This is a genomic window from Heyndrickxia faecalis (assembly GCF_040267745.1).
Taxonomy (GTDB): Bacteria; Bacillota; Bacilli; order Bacillales; family Bacillaceae_C; genus Weizmannia; species Weizmannia faecalis.
This window is the reverse complement of the sequence record NZ_CP158453.1, coordinates 1,449,323-1,466,565: the sequence shown is the minus strand read 5'-3', so window position 1 is coordinate 1,466,565 and position 17,243 is coordinate 1,449,323. Positions and strand designations below refer to the sequence as shown.

Sequence of the window (17,243 nt, the reverse complement as noted above, 5' to 3'; positions counted from 1 at the left end):
CGTGAAAAAACGTGCAAGAGAAATTCGGTCGGGTAGGCCGTCACTCAGTTACGAGATTCGTGATAACGGCACGGCCGCGGTAAATTTTTACCACTGCTGCAGCGCGCCCTTTTGTTGCCGCCTGCTCGATTTCTTTCCCGCTATGTTGAGGCACAAAAAATTTATCAAGATGATAATCAATATACACTTTTTGCTCATCGTCTTCCCACTCGTAAGCCTTCCCTTTTAAATATATTCCGCCCCGCGGATTTTCGGCGGATACACTTTTCACATGGCAAATGCCCTTTTCATCTTTTTTAAGCAGGGCATACACGGTCAGTTCCCCGCCTTTATGGCCCGCAAAATACTCGATGGCACTGCGGTCCAGACGGCTGGCCGGTACCGTTTCCGCTTCAAGATTCACCTGTATATAATCGCCCCTGAAGGCATCCGTCGGGTCCACCGGTTCCATTTGCAGTTTGACCGGTTCCCCCACCGCAACCGTATATAACGGCAAAACAATCATCCCGAGTAAAATGGCAATCGGAACAAACGCAGCAAGCCCTCTTTTCACCAGATCATGCATGGCCGTTTCCCCCTTCTTTCCGCTGCTTTTCAAAATAAAAGCCAAAACCGATAAAAATTAGGCCGCCAATGATGAAAACAATGGATTTCGGCAAAAAGTCGTAGGAAAAGTCAAGGTAAAAACGCAGCACAAAAATGCAGAGAATGAAGATATTGGTAAGGCTGCCGGTTTTGATAAAATACAGGACAAGCAGAAAGTACACAACTGAAAATGCTAAATTGAAGTGGCTGCCAAAAACCGTACCTTCCCAAACAGACGAAAAAGTAAGCAGGATGCCCATCAAACCGTGAAGTAAATGGCCTTCCAGCCGCATCACTTCTCTGTACGCTTCCTGAACCGGCAATCGCAGCATCACGAAGCCGGCAACAAAGAGAAGCAGAAAGGCAGCCAAATGTCCGTATGCGGGAAAGAATGCACTGAGTTTAAACAGAAATACGGACAGCACGGCAATCGAAAGCGCGTTTACGAAAAACAGAAGCAGGCGGGAAGCAACCGTTTTTTCATTTATCCAGTAAAGTAATCCTGCTAAAAGTGCGGTAATGAGAACAGCGAAGTACCCGATGCCGGTATTTTCAGCATCCAAATACAAAAGGAAAAGCACTGTGGCAAAAATGGAGAGCCATTTGTCTTTCAGCACATAGGCCATTGGCAGCGATCCAATCCCCCACCATAAAAATGCCTGGCCGAATGAGCCGCCAAGGTTAAAAATTTGCCCGGTGAGAAAAATGCCCGCCCCGAAAAACAGGACACCAAGAAAGTACAAGCCGCGTGCTGTTTTCGGATGGCTGTTCTCCAGTTTGATAGCCGCTCCGTTCACGCCTGCAATCGCAGCAAGGATGATGAGAAATTTGACCGTTTTGCCAAGATAGACCCAATTGCTGGCAATAAAGCTGAAAATGCCCGCCCCAAGCAAAAGGGCCCCGACCATGACAAGAATGCGGACAAGGCTCACCCCCCGGGAAACCTCATACTGTGCAAGCATCTCGTCTTTTTGCGTATGCGTAATGGTCCCTTCTTCTTCAAAAAAAGCAAGCTCGCTTTTCATCCATGCATAGTTTTTTCTGCCAATCTTTCTTTTCATTTTGACTCCCCCTCATTTTGAAAAAAGCGCATACAGAACAAGCAAGACATGGATGATAAATAAAAATAGAATGCACAGTGACGCTTTGTATGACACTCCTTTCCTTGAGAGTAGCCAGATAAGCCACATCACGACAGGCAAAATGGAAAAACCGGCCCACTTATTTATAAATCCGTCCGGCCGTAAATATCCGTTAAAATGGAACGGAATGATCGCCGGTGCAAATGCAAACCCGATCAGGGATACAAGCGCGGCAACCAGTATCAAAATAAGCAAAAATGCCGGATCCGTCACTTTGAGAAAAAACCGCATAAACTCACATCCTTTCATGCTATTGTACTGTATTTTGGCGAATGTTCATATCATTTTTCCAGGCGGGAAAAGCCGGAAACAAAATGCCGGCAAAATATCATTCGCCCGTATGTTAAATTGCGATGCTTGCAGCTATAAATTTATTAATCTACATAAAACGTGCCAAAATCAATGACGTTCAGGACAGACATTGCTTCTGGCAACGTATAAAGAAGTAGTAATGTTTAGTTCAACTATATATCCTGAAAATATGTGCCGGCTGGCTTTCATTCTTCTGCTTGTGGCGCATCCATTGCGGTATGGGCGTCTATTTGCAAATTGGGCACAGCGGCGTTTGATTTTAGCCCAAATCGTCCGGCATCTTTGGAGAAATCTTCACACTGTCTCATTGAGGCGGGCTTGTAAAAAAGATAACATCCGGAAACCTGTAAAAACATCATTTGTTTCTCCATCCTCGTGATTTCCTTATACGGTATCCAGCGTTTAAACGGCCCGCCTTTTTAACATGATCCATTTTCGATCGGAACTTCATTCAAACGTCCATTGAAAACGATTCCGCTACGTGCACTTGTGGTCATTTTACTAAAACCGCCGGCAGATTTCCAGGTTCATCTAAAAATATGCAATCAATGTAAAAAACGGAATCAGAAAGGGTAAACGCTTTGTCCAAAAATCATCCCGTTTCTATCCCTTCTTTAAACCACAAAATCGACTGCAACATTGCAGCCGATTTTGTTTCAAAGCTTTAATTCCCCCATGCGGAGTAATTCAACAACAGCTTGCGAGCGCCCCTTGACTCCCAATTTCTGCATGGCGTTGGAAATATGATTTCGAACTGTTTTTTCGCTGATAAACAATTCGCTCGCGATTTCTTTTGTTGTCTTGTCTTGTACTAACAGCTCGAATACTTCTTTTTCTCTTTTTGTCAGCAGCGGTTTATGTGTGAAATCGTTGTCCTTCAACTATGATAACCCTCCTTGCCTTCGCCAGCTCTAAACCGCGGGGATGGGTATTTTGGTTGTCACGATATCTTATGTTCTTGCGCGGCCGGGAGTGACTTGACGAGGCAAGGAACAGCACAAATCCGAAAAAAAGGGCGGATGCCGGAACCCTTTCTGTATGAAAGGCAAACGAAACATTATCCGGCATTGTAAACTGGCAGATATAGATTCTATTTATGTCCTGGCCGGAGATGGCAAAACAGGCAAACAAGTGTTGTAAAAGCAATAAAATATACCAAGTATTGCCGCTCTTTTCTCCGCTAAAAAACAGTCCTCAACGTAAACACTTAAGCTTATTTTTTATGGCGGGTTACTTTCATTCAGTTGACGGATGAGACGGCGGCTTGCGGGTCGGCGAACCTCGCTCTTTCTTCCGCAGTCCACGGTATTCCTTTTCCGGTTGTGACCGAGATCTGCACCATTGTCCCGCGCCCGGTAAAACAGATTTCATTCGCTTCATTTTTCGCCATGTAGTGCAAGTCGACGGACGAGTTGCCGATTTTTGAAACTTTTACATAAATGCGGAGTTTGTCATTGAAAAAAACCTGTTGTAAAAAATCACACTGCAAATCCGCCACGACCGGGATGGAGCCGGTGCCTTTTTTTGCCCAGTCGCCCATAAACCCGAGTTGCTGGAGAAATTCAATCCGCGCTTGTTCAAAATAAATAAACGGAACCGTATTGTTCATGTGACCAAACATATCGGTTTCAGAAAAACGGACCGTGACCGGGAGATAATAGGAAAATCCTTCTTCCCAGGCGTTCCAGTCATCAATATAAGAGATGTGCTTTTTCAATGGGATACCTCCTTTTAATGAGTGAACAACCATTCATTTTTTATTTGAAAAGAAGTGCCACATCTACTGTTTCCGCTTTGATGTGGCACTTTTGGCATTAGTCAACCGTATGGTCACTGCCAAAGAATTTTTTAAACATATAGATGGTTGTTTCACGGTTTAATGCTGCGATGGATGTTGTCAGCGGGATACCTTTCGGGCAGGCTTGTACACAGTTTTGCGAGTTGCCGCAATTGGCAAGACCGCCGTCACCCATGATCGCTTCAAGTCGTTCATCGCGGTTCATATGGCCGGTCGGGTGCGCATTAAATAACCGTACTTGCGAAAGCGGCGCTGGCCCGATAAAGTTTGAACGGCTGTTGACATTCGGGCAGGCTTCCAAACATACGCCGCAAGTCATGCATTTTGCCAGTTCATAAGCCCACTGCCTTTTTTTCTCCGGCATGCGCGGCCCTTCCCCTAAGTCGTAAGTGCCGTCAATCGGAATCCAAGCTTTCACTTTTTTCAGCGAGTCAAACATGCGGCCGCGGTCAATTTGCAAATCTCTGACAACCGGGAATGTCCGCATTGGGGCAAGGCGGATCGGCTGCTGCAGTTTGTCCACAAGCGCTGAACAAGCCTGGCGTGGTTTGCCGTTAATCACCATGGAACAGGCACCGCAAACTTCTTCCAAACAGTTCATTTCCCAAACAACAGGTGTTGTTTTTTCCCCTTTGGCATTGACCGGATTCCGGCGGATTTCCATCAGGGCCGAAATGACATTCATATTCGGCCGGTACGGAACTTCAAACGTTTCGTCATATGGTTCTGATTCCGGATTATCCTGGCGTTGTATGATAAATGTAACGGTTTTTTGTTCACCCATCCTTATTCTCCTCTTTCCTTATGAAATCACCCGGGAAAAAGCCGGAAAAAATCCGTTTTTGCCCGATCCGAATCAGTGCTTCTTCGTGTAGTCGCGTACGCGCGGTTTGATCAGCGATACATCTACATCTTCATAGCTGAAGACCGGTTCATTGTTCACAGGGTCATAATTTGCCATCGTCGTTTTCAGCCATTCTTCGTCGTTGCGGTCCGGAAAATCAGGTTTATAGTGGGCGCCGCGGCTTTCATTGCGGTTCAGGGCGCCGATCGTGATAACGCGCGCCAGCTGCAGCATATTATACAGCTGCCGTGTAAACGAAGCCGCCTGGTTGCTCCATTTCGATGTATCTACAACATTAATATTTTTCCATCTTTCCATTAATTCCTGAATCTTTTCGTCCGTTTTCTTCAGACGATCATTGTAACGGACAACTGTCACATTGTCTGTCATCCATTCGCCCAGTTCTTTATGCAGCACATAGGCATTTTCGGTTCCGTTAAGCGACAAAATATCTTTCCATTTTTTCTCCTGTTCTTGGACAGCACGTTCAAAGACAGTTGACGGCAGTGCATCCGTGCTCTTTTCAAGCCCGTCGATGTAGTTGACAGCTTCAGGGCCGGCTACCATCCCGCCGTAAATGGCAGAAAGCAGGGAGTTTGCTCCTAAGCGGTTCGCGCCGTGCATCGAGTAGTCGCATTCGCCTGCTGCGAACAGCCCCGGAATGCTCGTATGCTGTTTATAGTCCACCCATAATCCGCCCATGGAATAGTGGACGGCCGGGAACACTTTCATCGGCACTTTATGCGGGTCATCGCCGACGAATTTTTCATAGATTTCAATAATCCCGCCCAGTTTTACGTCCAGTTCATGCGGGTCTTTGTGCGACAAATCGAGATAAACCATGTTCTCGCCGTTAATGCCGAGTTTCAAGTCCACGCAGACATGGAAAATTTCACGGGTTGCAATGTCGCGCGGCACGAGGTTCCCGTATGCCGGATATTTTTCTTCCAGGAAATACCACGGTTTGCCGTCTTTGTACGTCCAGATGCGCCCGCCTTCCCCGCGTGCGGATTCACTCATCAGCCGCAGTTTGTCATCGCCCGGGATGGCAGTCGGGTGAATTTGGATAAATTCGCCGTTCGCATACGTTGCGCCTTGCTGGTATACAATGGAAGCCGCCGAGCCGGTATTGATCATCGAGTTGGTTGATTTCCCGAAAATAATGCCAAGGCCGCCCGATGCCATAATGACGGCATCCGCAGGAAAAGCTTTGATTTCCATTGTTGTCAGGTTTTGCGAAACGATGCCGCGGCAAATGCCTTCATCGTCTTTGATAATGCCAAGAAATTCCCAGCCTTCGTATTTCGTGACAAGCCCGTTCACTTCATGGCGCCTTACCTGTTCATCCAATGCGTATAAAAGCTGCTGACCGGTTGTTGCGCCTGCAAATGCTGTCCGGTGGTGCTGGGTGCCGCCGAAACGCCTGAAGTCCAAAAGCCCTTCCGGCGTGCGGTTGAACATGACGCCCATCCGGTCAAACAGGTGGATAATCCCCGGCGCCGCTTCGCACATCGCTTTTACCGGCGGCTGGTTGGCAAGGAAGTCGCCCCCGTATACCGTATCGTCAAAGTGGATCCATGGCGAATCCCCTTCCCCTTTTGTATTGACAGCGCCGTTAATGCCGCCCTGTGCGCAAACAGAGTGCGACCTTTTTACCGGCACTAGCGAAAACAGATCAACCTGCCGGCCTGCTTCTGCAATTTTTACAGTCGCCATCAAACCGGCAAGCCCTCCGCCGACAACAATGATTTTGCCATTAGCCAACTTGATTCACTCCCTCTTCATACTTGATGCCTCTTACAAACCAGTAAACTGCTATTTTTCGAATCTTTTCATTATGCAAATGCTAATAAAGCCCTGACGCCGACAACAGAAAGCAGCACAAAGACCACAACCATCACATATGTGGAAATTTGCTGTGACCGGCGTGACTGTGTAATGCCCCAGCTGACCAGGAACGACCAGAGACCGTTGGCAAAGTGGAAAACGGCAGCCACTGTCCCAATTATGTACCAGGCGAGCATCCAACGATTTGCTAATAGATTTGCCATCAGATCAAAGTTCAATTCCTTGCCAAACGCCATTTGAATGCGTGTTTCATAGATGTGAAATACGAGAAAGATCAGGACCAACACACCGCTGATTCTTTGCAAAAGGTACATCCAGTTCCGGAAGTAGCCCATCGTGCCGACATTGCTCGATGCCGTAAACGAAATATATAAGCCGTAAATTGCATGGAACAAAAGCGGCAAATAAATGAACACGACTTCCACAAAAAGCAGAAACGGCAGGTTTTCCATAAAACCGGCTGCTTTATTGAAGGCAGCAGCACCGTTTACCGCATAGTGGTTCACGGTCAAGTGGATGACTAAAAATAAGCCGATGGGTATAACACCCAGCAAAGAATGCAGTTTGCGGTTATAAAACTCTCGATTTCCAGCCACATTGTATCCCCCTTTGTAGTGTGAATTTATGCAAAGAAGACAAATTTTGCATTGCTTCCTCCCGCATAAATATTTTATAACAATTATGTGACAGTTTTATTGTACTCCCGACAAATGGGCGCGTCAAGGAAACGCATTCATGAATTTGCGCTGAAAATACCGTTTATTTGTCATATTTGTCAGTCTTTCTCCCATTTTTTAAAATTTTTTCAGTATAGCTCTTTTGCCATATGCTTTTGCATAAAAAAGGAATTTTTATCCAAGGCTTGTCTTTTTTCATCGGATTTTACCGCAACCGGCATAATTTCCCCATGTGACGCGGAAGCCGGCGAAAAAAAGTTCCCATTATTTTTGTGTACACTCAAAAAATGCTTTTAAGTCCGGTTTTATTTTGTATATAATATAGCATATAGAAAGAGGGGAATTGCGTGAAATCTTCTGGCGGAAATGAACAAACCGTTGCGGAACAGCTAATGGTGCCCGCATTCGGATATGAGCTGTTGCGTAATATATTAATTCCGGATATACTCGGCAAGGAAACACCGGATATTCTATACTGGGCCGGAAAACATTTGGCAAGAAAATTCCAGCTGCTTACCTATGAAGAAATGGTTTCTTTTTTCAAAGAAGCCGGCTGGGGAACGTTATCGATCAAAAAAGAAGAGAAATATCATATCGAATTTGAGTTATCCGGGCCGATGATTGAACGGCAGCTGGATATGGGCGCAGGTCAAGAGCCGACATTCAAGCTTGAAGCCGGTTTTTTAGCCGAGCAGTACCAGATGCAGAAAAAACTGATCACGGAAGCTGTTGAGGAAGTTGCGAAAAAAGCAAAAAAAGTCCGGATCACCGTGCAGTGGGATGCGAAAGACCCGGCCGGAGAATCAATATGAAAAAGCAGGGGGCTCCCCTGCTTTTTCATATTTTCATATATTTTGTTCCACTGCATCCAGTTCAAATGCTTCGTGCAGGCACCGGGCGGCCCGGACCATTTCTTTTGCATCGACAACGGTGGACACTTTGATTTCGGACGTGCTGATCATTTTAATGGCAATGCCGTGATCTGCCAGCACCTGGAACATTTTTGCCGCAACGCCCGGGTTGGAAACCATGCCCGATCCGATGATGGACACTTTTGCGAGGCCGGTTTCCGTTTCAAAATGGTCAATACTGAGGGCTTCTTTCCCGGCTTCCAAAAGATCGGCCGTTTCTTTTAAATCTTTATCTTTTATCGAAAAAGATAAATACGTTTTATGGTCCGCTGTCTGGTTCTGGATAATGATATCGACATCAATATGGTGTTCCGCCAGTGTCGTAAAAATATCCGGCAAATTGCGGAAGCCGTTTTCCAGTCCGAAAATGGTCACCCTTGTAATGCCATCTTCAAATGCAACGCCGCGGACAATTAAATTTTTTTCCACCGAAACTTCCTCCTCTATTAACGTGCCTTCCTCCCTTTCAAGGCTCGAACAAACGATCAGCGGCACAGCCGCATTTTTGGCAAACTCCACTGCCCTTGCATGCAAAACGCCCGCCCCGAGACTCGCCAGTTCAAGCATCTCATCATAGGATACAGCCTTAAGCTTCCGGGCATTCGGAATATAGCGTGGGTCGGACGTAAACACGCCGGTGACATCCGTATAGATCAGGCAGCGGTCCGCATGAAGCGCTGCTGCAAGCGCCACTGCCGTTGTATCCGAGCCGCCCCTGCCGAGTGTCGCAATTTCGCCTGCCGGGGTGATGCCCTGAAACCCGGCGACGATTACAATTTGCCCGGCTGCCAGACGGGATTTGATTTTTTCAGTCCGGATTTCCGTGATCCGGGCGTTTCCGTGTACGGGTTCCGTTATAATGCCGGCCTGCCATCCGGTATAAGAAACGGCATCGTAGCCGCGAGCGATCAGTGCCATGGCGACAAGCGAAATCGTCACCTGTTCGCCGGTTGAAAGCAGCATATCCATTTCGCGTTTTGCAGGATACGCAGAAAGTTCATTTGCAAGCCCGACAAGCTGGTCCGTTGTTTTGCCCATCGCGGAAACAACGACGACAACATCATGGCCCTTTTCCTTTTCTTCAATAATCCGGTTGACCGTATTCCGGATCCTTTCCACATTTCCAACCGAAGTTCCCCCGAATTTCTGAACAATGATTCCCAATAACTCCGCCACCTTCTGCAGTTTATAAGTAAGATGAGGCTGTCAGAGTGAAAGGCAAAGCAACTTGGCGCCCATTTAAAAAAAGCAATGAGAACGGATATCTCATCGCTTTTGCATACGCGGGTACGCAGTCATTCCTGTGAGATAGCGCTCCAAGACATTTCATCCTGACAGTTCCGGACTTTTTCAGTACAGAACCAGCAAAAACGGCATTGAGGCCATTTTCACTTCGGCAAAACTTCCTTTCAGAAACGATCCCGGAAGCCCAATCTTCTCCCGCTTCTTACTCTTAAGTTTTGCGCCTCTATCATGTAACGGCTTTGCCGGACGCCGGGATGATCGCACCCGAAAGTCTGAAACAAAGCCTGCCATATGAAATTATCATGATTATACCATATACGGAAAAACCCTGCCAGGTTATTCTTGTAATTTTTTGATTAATGTTTCGGATACCGGACGCGGGATGCCCGCTTCCACAAATTCTTCCAGCTTTGCTTGTTTCATTTTCTTCAAGGAGCCAAAGTGGCGGAGCAGTTGTTTTTTCCGTTTCGGCCCGATGCCCGGAATATCGTCAAGCGCCGATTGAAAAGCGGATTTTCCACGCAATTCCCTGTGGAAGGTAATCGCAAACCGGTGCACTTCATCCTGGATGCGCTGAAGCAGGTAAAATTCCTGGCTGTTCCGCCCGAGCGGCACAACTTCCAGCGGGTTGCCGAACAAAAGCTGCGATGTATTGTGCTTCTCATCCTTTGCCAGGCCGCCGATCGGGATCTCAAGCCCGAGCTCATTTTCAAGCACATCCCTTGCCGCGTCAATTTGCCCTTTTCCGCCGTCAATGATGATGAGATCCGGAAGCGGTAAGTTTTCCCTTAGGGCACGGATGTAACGGCGGCGGATCACTTCGCGCATCGATTCATAATCATCCGGTCCTTCCACTGTTTTGATTTTATATTTGCGGTATTCTTTTTTTGCCGGCTTACCGTCCACAAACACGACCATCGCCGAAACCGGGTTTGTCCCCTGGATATTCGAATTATCGAACGCTTCAATCCGATGCGGTGTGTAGATGCCAAGCTTTTCGCCAAGATTTTCAACGGCTTTGATCGTCCGTTCCTCGTCCCGTTCAATCAACGCGAATTTTTCCTTCAATGCAATCTTTGCGTTTTTCTCGGCCATTAACACGAGTTCCCGTTTCTGGCCTTTTTTCGGCTGGAGTACTTTGATTTCGAGCAGTTGTTCCGCCAGTTCCCGGTCTGCTTTTTCCGTAATCAGCACTTCTTTCGGCTTAATATGCTCCGGTTTGGCATAAAACTGCCCCAAATAGCTCAAAAATTCCTCCTCCGGCTCATCGTAAGACGGAAAAAGCGAGACATCCCGTTCGATCAGCTTTCCTTGGCGCATGAAAAAGACCTGGACGCACATCCAGCCTTTATCCACTGCGTAGCCGAAAATGTCGCGGTCCGTAAAATCTGTCATTGTAATTTTCTGTTTTTCCATCGTCATTTCAATATTGGCGATCTGGTCGCGGTATTCTTTTGCCCGCTCAAATTCAAGCTTTTCTGCAGCCTCATGCATTTTTTCTTCCAGTTCTTTTTTGATTTCCGTGTAACCCCCGTTCAAAAAGCGGGTAATTTGATCGGTGATCTCTTTGTATGTTTCTTCTTTCACCTCATTGACACACGGCGCAAGACACTGGCCTAAATGGTAATAAAGGCAGACGCGGTCCGGCATATTGGTGCATTTCCGCAAAGGATACAACCGGTCCAGCAGCTTTTTTGTTTCATTAGCCGCCTGCACGTTCGGATACGGGCCGAAATATTTGCCTTTATCTTTTTTCACTTTCCGGGTGGTGATCAGACGCGGGTGGCGTTCATGGGTCAGCTTAATATACGGGTATGTTTTATCATCTTTCAGCATGATGTTGTATTTCGGGTCATGCTTTTTGATTAAATTAATTTCAAGAATAAGGGCTTCAATATTGGAAGAAGTGACAATATACTCAAAGTCTTCGATCTCGCTGACAAGCCGCTGCGTTTTTGCGTCATGCGAACCGGAAAAGTAAGAGCGGACACGGTTTTTTAAAATTTTGGCCTTCCCGACATAAATGATGGTCCCCTGTCTGTCTTTCATTAAATAGCAGCCGGGTTGGGCGGGCAGGAGGGCAAGTTTATTGCGGATCGTCTCGTTCAATTTCTCTTCACCTCAAAATCCTGCGTTCTGTAAAAAACCCGGACCACAGCCGGCCCGGATTTTAAAATGCATTTGCGCACGGCTTGAAGCCGAGCGTTTATTGTATTATAAATGTTTGTTCACTAATTCTTGCAAAGCTTCTTTCGGCTGGTAACCGATCACTTTGTCGACCGGTTTGCCATCTTTCATGAGAACAAGGGTCGGAATGCTCATGACGCCGAATTTGCTGGTCGTTTCCTGATTCTCATCCACGTCTACTTTGACGATTTTCACCTTGTCGCCCATTTCAGCATCGATTTCTTCAAGTACCGGTGCAATCATTTTGCACGGACCACACCATGTTGCCCAAAAATCCGTTAATACCAAACCTTGGCTGACTTCCTGCTCGAAAGTCGCGTCGGTAGCATGTGTAATTGCCATATTGAAAGAACCCTCCTAAATCAAACTATTACTGCTTGGGATAAGTATATCATCCTTTATCATATGTTGCGAACAATTTGTCCGGTCCGGAAAAAGCAGTAATGATTTTATTATTTTATACCCTTTTTTCACGAATATCCAACAGAAAACAGGCCCGGAACGAATTTTTTCGTCCGGGCCCGGGATTACGCCGATGTGACTTTCAGTTTTTTGATTTCCTCTGTGAGAAGCGGGACCACTTCGAACAGGTCGCCGACAATGCCGTAATCCGCCACGTTGAAGATGTTCGCTTCCGGGTCTTTGTTAATGGCCACAATCACTTTCGAGTTGGACATGCCGGCCAAATGCTGGATGGCACCGGAAATACCGCATGCGATATACAAATCCGGTGTAACCACTTTGCCCGTCTGCCCGATTTGCAGAGAATAATCGCAATAGCCAGCGTCACATGCGCCGCGCGAAGCCCCAACCGCGCCGCCGAGCACATCGGCAAGTTCTTTCAGCGGTTTGAAGCCATCCGCGCTTTTCACGCCGCGGCCGCCTGAAACGATGACTTTCGCTTCCGAAAGGTCAACCCCTTCACTTACTTTCCGAACCACTTCTTTGATGATCGCGCGTAAATCTTTAATTCCCGCGTCAACGGTTTCGATATCCCCTGTGCGTGATTCATCTTTTTCAAGTGGGCTGATGTTGTTCGGCCGGATGGTTGCAAAGATGATCCCGTCTGTTATGATCTTTTTCTCAAACGCTTTGCCGGAGTATATCGGGCGGGTAAAGACGACATGTTCCCCGGCTGATTCCACTGCGGTTGCGTCCGAAATCAGACCGGCATCCAATTTAGCCGCTACTTTCGGGGCCAGGTCTTTGCCAAGCGCCGTATGGCCGATTAAGATGCCATCCGGCTTTTCAGATTCGATCACCGCAAGCAATGCTTGGGAAAAACCGTCTGAAGAATAGCTTTTCAGCTTCTCGTCTTCCACCACGGCAACACGGTCAGCGCCGTATTGAATCATGTCTTTCCCCAAATCTTTCACAGCGTCCCCGATCAAAACGCCGACCACTTCCCCGCCTTCTGCTACCGTTTTTCCGGCGGCAATGGTTTCATATGATACATTGCGGAGCGATCCGTCACGGACTTCCCCCACTACTAATACTTTTCGACTCATGCTGATCCCCTCCATTTCCGGTTTCTTCGCTTAAATCACTTTTGCTTCATTATGCAATAATTGGACAAGTTCTTTTACCTGGTCGGTGATTTCGCCTTCAAGCACTTTTCCTGCTTCTTTTTTCGGCGGCAGGTAAACCTCGATCGTTTTGGTTTTTGGCTCCACGTCTTCTTCTTCAAGGTCAAGGTCATCCAGTTCCAGCTCTTCAAGCGGTTTTTTCTTCGCTTTCATGATCCCCGGGAGCGAAGGATACCGCGGCTCATTTAAGCCTTGCTGCGCTGTAACGAGCAGCGGAAGGGTCGTTTCAATGATTTCGGAATCTCCTTCGACATCTCTTGTGACCGTCGCTTTGTCGCCGTCAATTTCCAGATTGGTAATCGTCGTTACATACGGGATGCCGAGCAACTCCGCCACCCGCGGGCCGACCTGTCCGGAAGCGTTGTCAATGGCGACATTCCCGCCGATAATGAGATCCGGTTCCTGCTCTTTTAAATAAGCGGCGAGCACTTTTGCCGTTGTGACCTGGTCGCTTGCTTCCACATCGTCTTCAATATTAATGAGGACTGCTTTATCCGCACCCATCGCAAGGGCCGTCCGCAATTGCTTTTCCGCATCTTCATTGCCGACTGTGACAACCGTGACTTCGCCGCCCTGGGCATCGCGTACCTGGATGGCCTCTTCAACGGCGTATTCATCGTACGGGTTGATGATATATTCTGCCCCGTCATCCTGGATGCGGCCGTTTGCAATCGCAATCTTTTCTTCTGTGTCAAAAGTCCGTTTTAATAATACGAAGATATTCATGCCGTTCCCTCCCTAAATCGTTAAAAAATAAAATCTTTTAAGCGCATACAAATCAAAAAATGTTAGGCCCCTGTAAAACGCGGTTCCCTTTTTTCAATAAAAGCTTTGATGCCTTCCTCTGCATCTTTTGAGCCGAACAGCTCAAGAAAACGTGCGGATTCCTGCTCCAAGCCTTTTTCGTAATCGTTTGTTTTTGAATAATTGACGAGTTCAATAGAGGCTTTCAGGGCCAGCGGGCTTTTCTTTGCAATTTTTTCAGCCAGCGCCTTTGCTTTCGGGAGCAATTCCTCTTCCTTATAAGCATGGTTTGCAAGCCCCTGCTGCACGGCCTCCGTTCCGGTCAGCGGTTCGCTTGTCCACAGCATTTCAAACGCTTTGCCGCGTCCGACATACCTTGGCAGCCGCTGCGTTCCGGCAAAACCCGGCACGAGTCCGAGGCTCAGTTCCGGGAGGCCGAGTTTTGCATTTTCTGTGACAAGACGGATATGGCATGCCATCGCAAGTTCGAGCCCGCCGCCAAGTGCCGCGCCGTGGATCGCGGCGATGACCGGTTTCGGGAACGCTTCCACTTTTTCGAACAATTCCTGACCAGAAACCGCCAGCGCATCGGAGCCGCCGGAGTCCCTTAATTGGACAAATTCTTTAATATCCGCTCCTGCCGAGAAAAATCTTCCTTTCCCGTAAAGGAGCACGACCCGGGTTTCAGGATCGTTTTCAAGCTGGCCAAACGCTTGCGCAAGTTCTTGTAAAAGGGCCTGCGCAAGCGCGTTGGCAGGCGGCCTGTTCATTTCAATGCAGGCGACCGCATTTTCCCGTTTGATCGTAATAAATTCCATCCCGTCTCAAACCCCCTTGTGAAAGCTGCGGCATTAAACCGCCGTTTTTTTGCCGCAGCCGTTAATGATCAATTGATGGACGGGAGCAGCCAGTGAAACGAGGTCGTATTTTTCTTTATTCATCACCCATGTCGTTACCGTTTCATCGACTGTCCCGAAAATCATCTGCCGGACGAGCCGGACGTCAAGCCCGGAATCGAATTCACCTTTTTCCATGCCTTCGCGGATGATTTGGTCAACGAGCGTCAAATATTCTTTCAGCACGCTGTTGATTTTAAGCCGCAGATCTAAATTGGTCTGCCGCAGTTCCAGCTGGGTCACGACCGCCAAATGGTGATCGGCGGCAAGGACTTTGAAGTGGTTTTCGATCATCTTGAGCAACTTTTCGGAAGGGGAAAGGTCCCCTGCAATATATTCGGAAACCTTTTCGATAAACAGCTGCATCTTTTCTTCAAACAAAGAAATCAGGATGTCTTCTTTGTTTTTAAAATACAAATAAATCGTGCCGTCCGCTACGCCCGCCTGTTTTGCAATTTTTGAAACCTGTGCCTGATGATAGCCGTGTTGTGCGATAACCACCACTGCTGCATCAATAATTTGTTTGTACTTTGGCCTGTTTTTCCTCACGGGCTATCACCTTTCAATCTCATGATCTGTCAATTTGGCCGGCCGGTTTAATGGCGGCCAGAAAATGAATGACCATTCATTCATATTTTCATATTATACAGGAATGCAGCATTTGTCAAGTCCTGTTTATAAAAAAATTTCCTTACCCGATCTTCTCTCCTCCATTTTCCATCTTTTCTTTTTCTTCTGCAACCAATGAGCGCCGCAAAATTTTCCCAACGGCCGTTTTCGGCAGTTCATCCCGGAATTCGTAAATGCGCGGGACTTTATATGCCGCCAGATATTGGCGTGCAAACCGGTCCAGTTCTTCTTCCGTTACTGTCATATTGTCTTTCAGCACAATATAGGCTTTGACGGTTTCCCCGCGGTACGGGTGCGGTACGCCGGCAACTACGGCTTCCTGGACGGCAGGGTGCTCATACAGCACTTCTTCGACTTCACGCGGATAAATATTATAGCCGCCTGCTATAATGATGTCTTTTTTCCGGTCGACAATATAAAAATAACCTTCCTCGTCCATATAAGCCAAATCCCCCGTAAATAGCCACCCGTCTTTCAGCACTTCCTGCGTTTCTTCCGGGCGGTTCCAGTAGCCTTTCATCACTTGCGGCCCTTTTACCGCCAGCTCGCCGACTTCACCGGGCGGTAACGGCCTGCCGTCTTCGAGCGAGCGGATTTCGCAGTCCGTATCTGGCCATGGCACGCCGATACTGCCTTTGACGCGATTTCCCCATACAAAATTGGCATGGGTGACAGGAGAAGATTCACTGAGACCATACCCTTCCACAAGCTTGCCGCCGGTCACCCCTTCAAATTTCTGCTGGACTTCTACCGGCAGCGGTGCAGAACCGCTGATGCATGCTTCAATCGATGACAAATCATATTCCTTGATTTTCGGGTGGTTTAAAAGCCCGATATAAATGGTTGGCGCACCCGGAAACAAAGTTGGCCGCTGTTTTTCAATCGTCTTCAGCAGTGACTCCGCATCAAAGCGCGGAATTAAAATCATTTTAAAGCCCTGCATGACAGAAAGAATCAGCACGGTCGTCATGCCGTACACGTGGAAAAACGGAAGCATGCCGAGCACTACTTCTTCCCCTTTTTTGGCCCTGTACATCCAGGCATCGCACATTGTCGCGTTTGCAATCAAATTGAGATGTGTCAGCATGACCCCTTTCGGCACGCCGGTTGTGCCGCCGGTGTACTGGAGAATCGCAAGGTCCTCTTCGATATCGAATGGCGTGTCAAGCGGTTCCGGAACTTCTTCCTTCATGATGTTCTTTAGCAAGTGATGGTGCCCACCGTGCTGGACCCGGACAGTAACGCCCGTTTGCTTTTTCTGCAGAAACGGGTAGATGACGTTTTTGGGAAAAGGCAAATACTCGCTGATGGCGGTTACAATAATATGTTCGAGATCGGTTTTCTCAAATACTTTTGCCACTGTCGGGTACAGGAAATCAACTGTCAGGATGGCCTTCGCGCCGGAGTCTTTCAGCTGATATTCCAGTTCCCTTTCCGTATATAGCGGATTCGTCATGACGGCTATCCCGCCCGTGTAAAGGATGCCGTAAAAACCGATGACGGCCTGCGGGGAATTCGGGAGCAGCACGGCAACCCTATCGCCTTTTTCCACTCCGAGTTTTTTTAAATACCCGGCAAATTTGAGCGCCGCTTCATACACTTCACGGTATGTCATTTCTTTCCCCATAAAATGGAGCGCTTTTTTGTCAGGATACTGTTCAGCTGCTTCGGTTAAAAATGCACAAACCGGTTTTCGCGGATACGTAAGGGAAACGGGTATTTCCGGCGGATACTGGGACAGCCATGGCCTGTCTGTCATTTGCATCAACTCCATTTTGCATCTTTTATTGACTTATTTTATTATAACGAAAATTGAAAGCGTTGACAATTATTTGCAG

18 protein-coding genes and 1 riboswitch are annotated in these 17,243 nt (G+C 47.6%); of the genes, 1 reads left to right on the top strand and 17 read right to left on the bottom strand.

What is annotated here, in order from left to right; all coding sequences use genetic code 11:
* Positions 1-40: 40 nt before the first annotated feature.
* The 9 genes from ABR335_RS06905 to ABR335_RS06865 all read right to left on the bottom strand — a co-directional run bounded on the left by ABR335_RS06905 (position 41) and on the right by ABR335_RS06865 (position 7,125).
* Positions 41-565 carry a GDYXXLXY domain-containing protein gene (locus tag ABR335_RS06905; protein WP_035184467.1) on the bottom strand — a complete coding sequence of 175 codons (525 nt, stop codon included), beginning with the start codon at positions 563-565 and terminating at the stop codon, positions 41-43.
* Positions 558-1,646, bottom strand: a complete 1,089-nt coding sequence (locus ABR335_RS06900) for a DUF2157 domain-containing protein (RefSeq protein WP_014097818.1) — start codon at positions 1,644-1,646, stop codon at positions 558-560. The genes ABR335_RS06905 and ABR335_RS06900 overlap by 8 nt, the downstream gene beginning before the upstream one ends.
* A gap of 12 nt (positions 1,647-1,658) precedes the next feature.
* Positions 1,659-1,958, bottom strand: coding sequence for a DUF1648 domain-containing protein (locus ABR335_RS06895; RefSeq protein ID WP_026684041.1), 300 nt, complete (start codon positions 1,956-1,958; stop codon positions 1,659-1,661).
* Between the two features lie 266 nt (positions 1,959-2,224).
* A complete protein-coding gene (locus ABR335_RS06890; RefSeq protein ID WP_035184465.1) occupies positions 2,225-2,410 on the bottom strand; it encodes a hypothetical protein in 186 nt (61 codons plus the stop codon).
* Between the two features lie 285 nt (positions 2,411-2,695).
* On the bottom strand, positions 2,696-2,920 hold the full coding sequence (locus ABR335_RS06885; protein ID WP_014097816.1) for a helix-turn-helix domain-containing protein: 225 nt from the start codon (positions 2,918-2,920) through the stop codon (positions 2,696-2,698).
* Between the two features lie 359 nt (positions 2,921-3,279).
* Positions 3,280-3,756, bottom strand: coding sequence for an acyl-CoA thioesterase (locus ABR335_RS06880; protein ID WP_014097815.1), 477 nt, complete (start codon positions 3,754-3,756; stop codon positions 3,280-3,282).
* Between the two features lie 97 nt (positions 3,757-3,853).
* Positions 3,854-4,621, bottom strand: coding sequence for a succinate dehydrogenase iron-sulfur subunit (sdhB, locus tag ABR335_RS06875; RefSeq protein WP_014097814.1), 768 nt, complete (start codon positions 4,619-4,621; stop codon positions 3,854-3,856).
* Between the two features lie 72 nt (positions 4,622-4,693).
* Positions 4,694-6,445, bottom strand: a complete 1,752-nt coding sequence (gene sdhA / locus ABR335_RS06870) for a succinate dehydrogenase flavoprotein subunit (RefSeq protein WP_014097813.1) — start codon at positions 6,443-6,445, stop codon at positions 4,694-4,696.
* 71 nt (positions 6,446-6,516) lie between these two features.
* The gene (locus tag ABR335_RS06865; protein WP_035184462.1) at positions 6,517-7,125 is read right to left on the bottom strand and encodes a succinate dehydrogenase cytochrome b558 subunit; all 609 of its coding nucleotides are present in this window, start codon (positions 7,123-7,125) and stop codon (positions 6,517-6,519) included.
* Positions 7,126-7,553: 428 nt separating this feature from the next.
* Here ABR335_RS06865 and ABR335_RS06860 point away from each other — a divergent pair, with 428 nt between their 5' ends.
* Positions 7,554-8,018: a YslB family protein gene (locus ABR335_RS06860; RefSeq protein ID WP_014097811.1), complete on the top strand. Its 465-nt coding sequence runs from the start codon at positions 7,554-7,556 to the stop codon at positions 8,016-8,018.
* Between the two features lie 33 nt (positions 8,019-8,051).
* Here ABR335_RS06860 and ABR335_RS06855 read toward each other — a convergent pair whose 3' ends face one another.
* The 8 genes from ABR335_RS06855 to ABR335_RS06820 all read right to left on the bottom strand — a co-directional run bounded on the left by ABR335_RS06855 (position 8,052) and on the right by ABR335_RS06820 (position 17,164).
* Positions 8,052-9,281, bottom strand: a complete 1,230-nt coding sequence (locus tag ABR335_RS06855) for an aspartate kinase (protein ID WP_035184460.1) — start codon at positions 9,279-9,281, stop codon at positions 8,052-8,054.
* A 137-nt stretch (positions 9,282-9,418) separates the two neighbouring features.
* A riboswitch (Lysine riboswitch) is annotated at positions 9,419-9,596 on the bottom strand.
* Between the two features lie 102 nt (positions 9,597-9,698).
* Entirely contained in the window at positions 9,699-11,471 is a 1,773-nt protein-coding gene (gene uvrC / locus ABR335_RS06850; RefSeq protein WP_035184458.1) for an excinuclease ABC subunit UvrC, read from the bottom strand.
* Positions 11,472-11,576: 105 nt separating this feature from the next.
* On the bottom strand, positions 11,577-11,891 hold the full coding sequence (trxA, locus tag ABR335_RS06845) for a thioredoxin (protein ID WP_014097808.1): 315 nt from the start codon (positions 11,889-11,891) through the stop codon (positions 11,577-11,579).
* A gap of 185 nt (positions 11,892-12,076) precedes the next feature.
* Entirely contained in the window at positions 12,077-13,057 is a 981-nt protein-coding gene (locus ABR335_RS06840; protein ID WP_035184453.1) for an electron transfer flavoprotein subunit alpha/FixB family protein, read from the bottom strand.
* Between the two features lie 30 nt (positions 13,058-13,087).
* On the bottom strand, positions 13,088-13,861 hold the full coding sequence (locus ABR335_RS06835) for an electron transfer flavoprotein subunit beta/FixA family protein (protein ID WP_035184451.1): 774 nt from the start codon (positions 13,859-13,861) through the stop codon (positions 13,088-13,090).
* Between the two features lie 62 nt (positions 13,862-13,923).
* Entirely contained in the window at positions 13,924-14,697 is a 774-nt protein-coding gene (locus tag ABR335_RS06830) for an enoyl-CoA hydratase (protein ID WP_017551106.1), read from the bottom strand.
* Between the two features lie 33 nt (positions 14,698-14,730).
* Positions 14,731-15,324: a TetR/AcrR family transcriptional regulator gene (locus tag ABR335_RS06825; protein ID WP_014097804.1), complete on the bottom strand. Its 594-nt coding sequence runs from the start codon at positions 15,322-15,324 to the stop codon at positions 14,731-14,733.
* A gap of 142 nt (positions 15,325-15,466) precedes the next feature.
* Positions 15,467-17,164: an AMP-binding protein gene (locus tag ABR335_RS06820; RefSeq protein WP_017551107.1), complete on the bottom strand. Its 1,698-nt coding sequence runs from the start codon at positions 17,162-17,164 to the stop codon at positions 15,467-15,469.
* Between the last annotated feature and the right edge of the window lie 79 nt (positions 17,165-17,243).

Excerpts from the sequence above, each read along its gene's own strand:
- ABR335_RS06890 (WP_035184465.1), bottom strand. The coding sequence starts at position 2,410 with ATGGAGAAACAAATGATGTTTTTACAGGTTTCCGGATGTTATCTTTTT.
- ABR335_RS06830 (WP_017551106.1), bottom strand. The coding sequence starts at position 14,697 with ATGGAATTTATTACGATCAAACGGGAAAATGCGGTCGCCTGCATTGAA.
- ABR335_RS06820 (WP_017551107.1), bottom strand. The coding sequence starts at position 17,164 with ATGACAGACAGGCCATGGCTGTCCCAGTATCCGCCGGAAATACCCGTT.
- ABR335_RS06905 (WP_035184467.1), bottom strand. The coding sequence starts at position 565 with ATGCATGATCTGGTGAAAAGAGGGCTTGCTGCGTTTGTTCCGATTGCC.
- trxA (WP_014097808.1), bottom strand. The coding sequence starts at position 11,891 with ATGGCAATTACACATGCTACCGACGCGACTTTCGAGCAGGAAGTCAGC.
- ABR335_RS06840 (WP_035184453.1), bottom strand. The coding sequence starts at position 13,057 with ATGAGTCGAAAAGTATTAGTAGTGGGGGAAGTCCGTGACGGATCGCTC.
- ABR335_RS06835 (WP_035184451.1), bottom strand. The coding sequence starts at position 13,861 with ATGAATATCTTCGTATTATTAAAACGGACTTTTGACACAGAAGAAAAG.
- ABR335_RS06895 (WP_026684041.1), bottom strand. The coding sequence starts at position 1,958 with ATGCGGTTTTTTCTCAAAGTGACGGATCCGGCATTTTTGCTTATTTTG.
- sdhB (WP_014097814.1), bottom strand. The coding sequence starts at position 4,621 with ATGGGTGAACAAAAAACCGTTACATTTATCATACAACGCCAGGATAAT.
- ABR335_RS06900 (WP_014097818.1), bottom strand. The coding sequence starts at position 1,646 with ATGAAAAGAAAGATTGGCAGAAAAAACTATGCATGGATGAAAAGCGAG.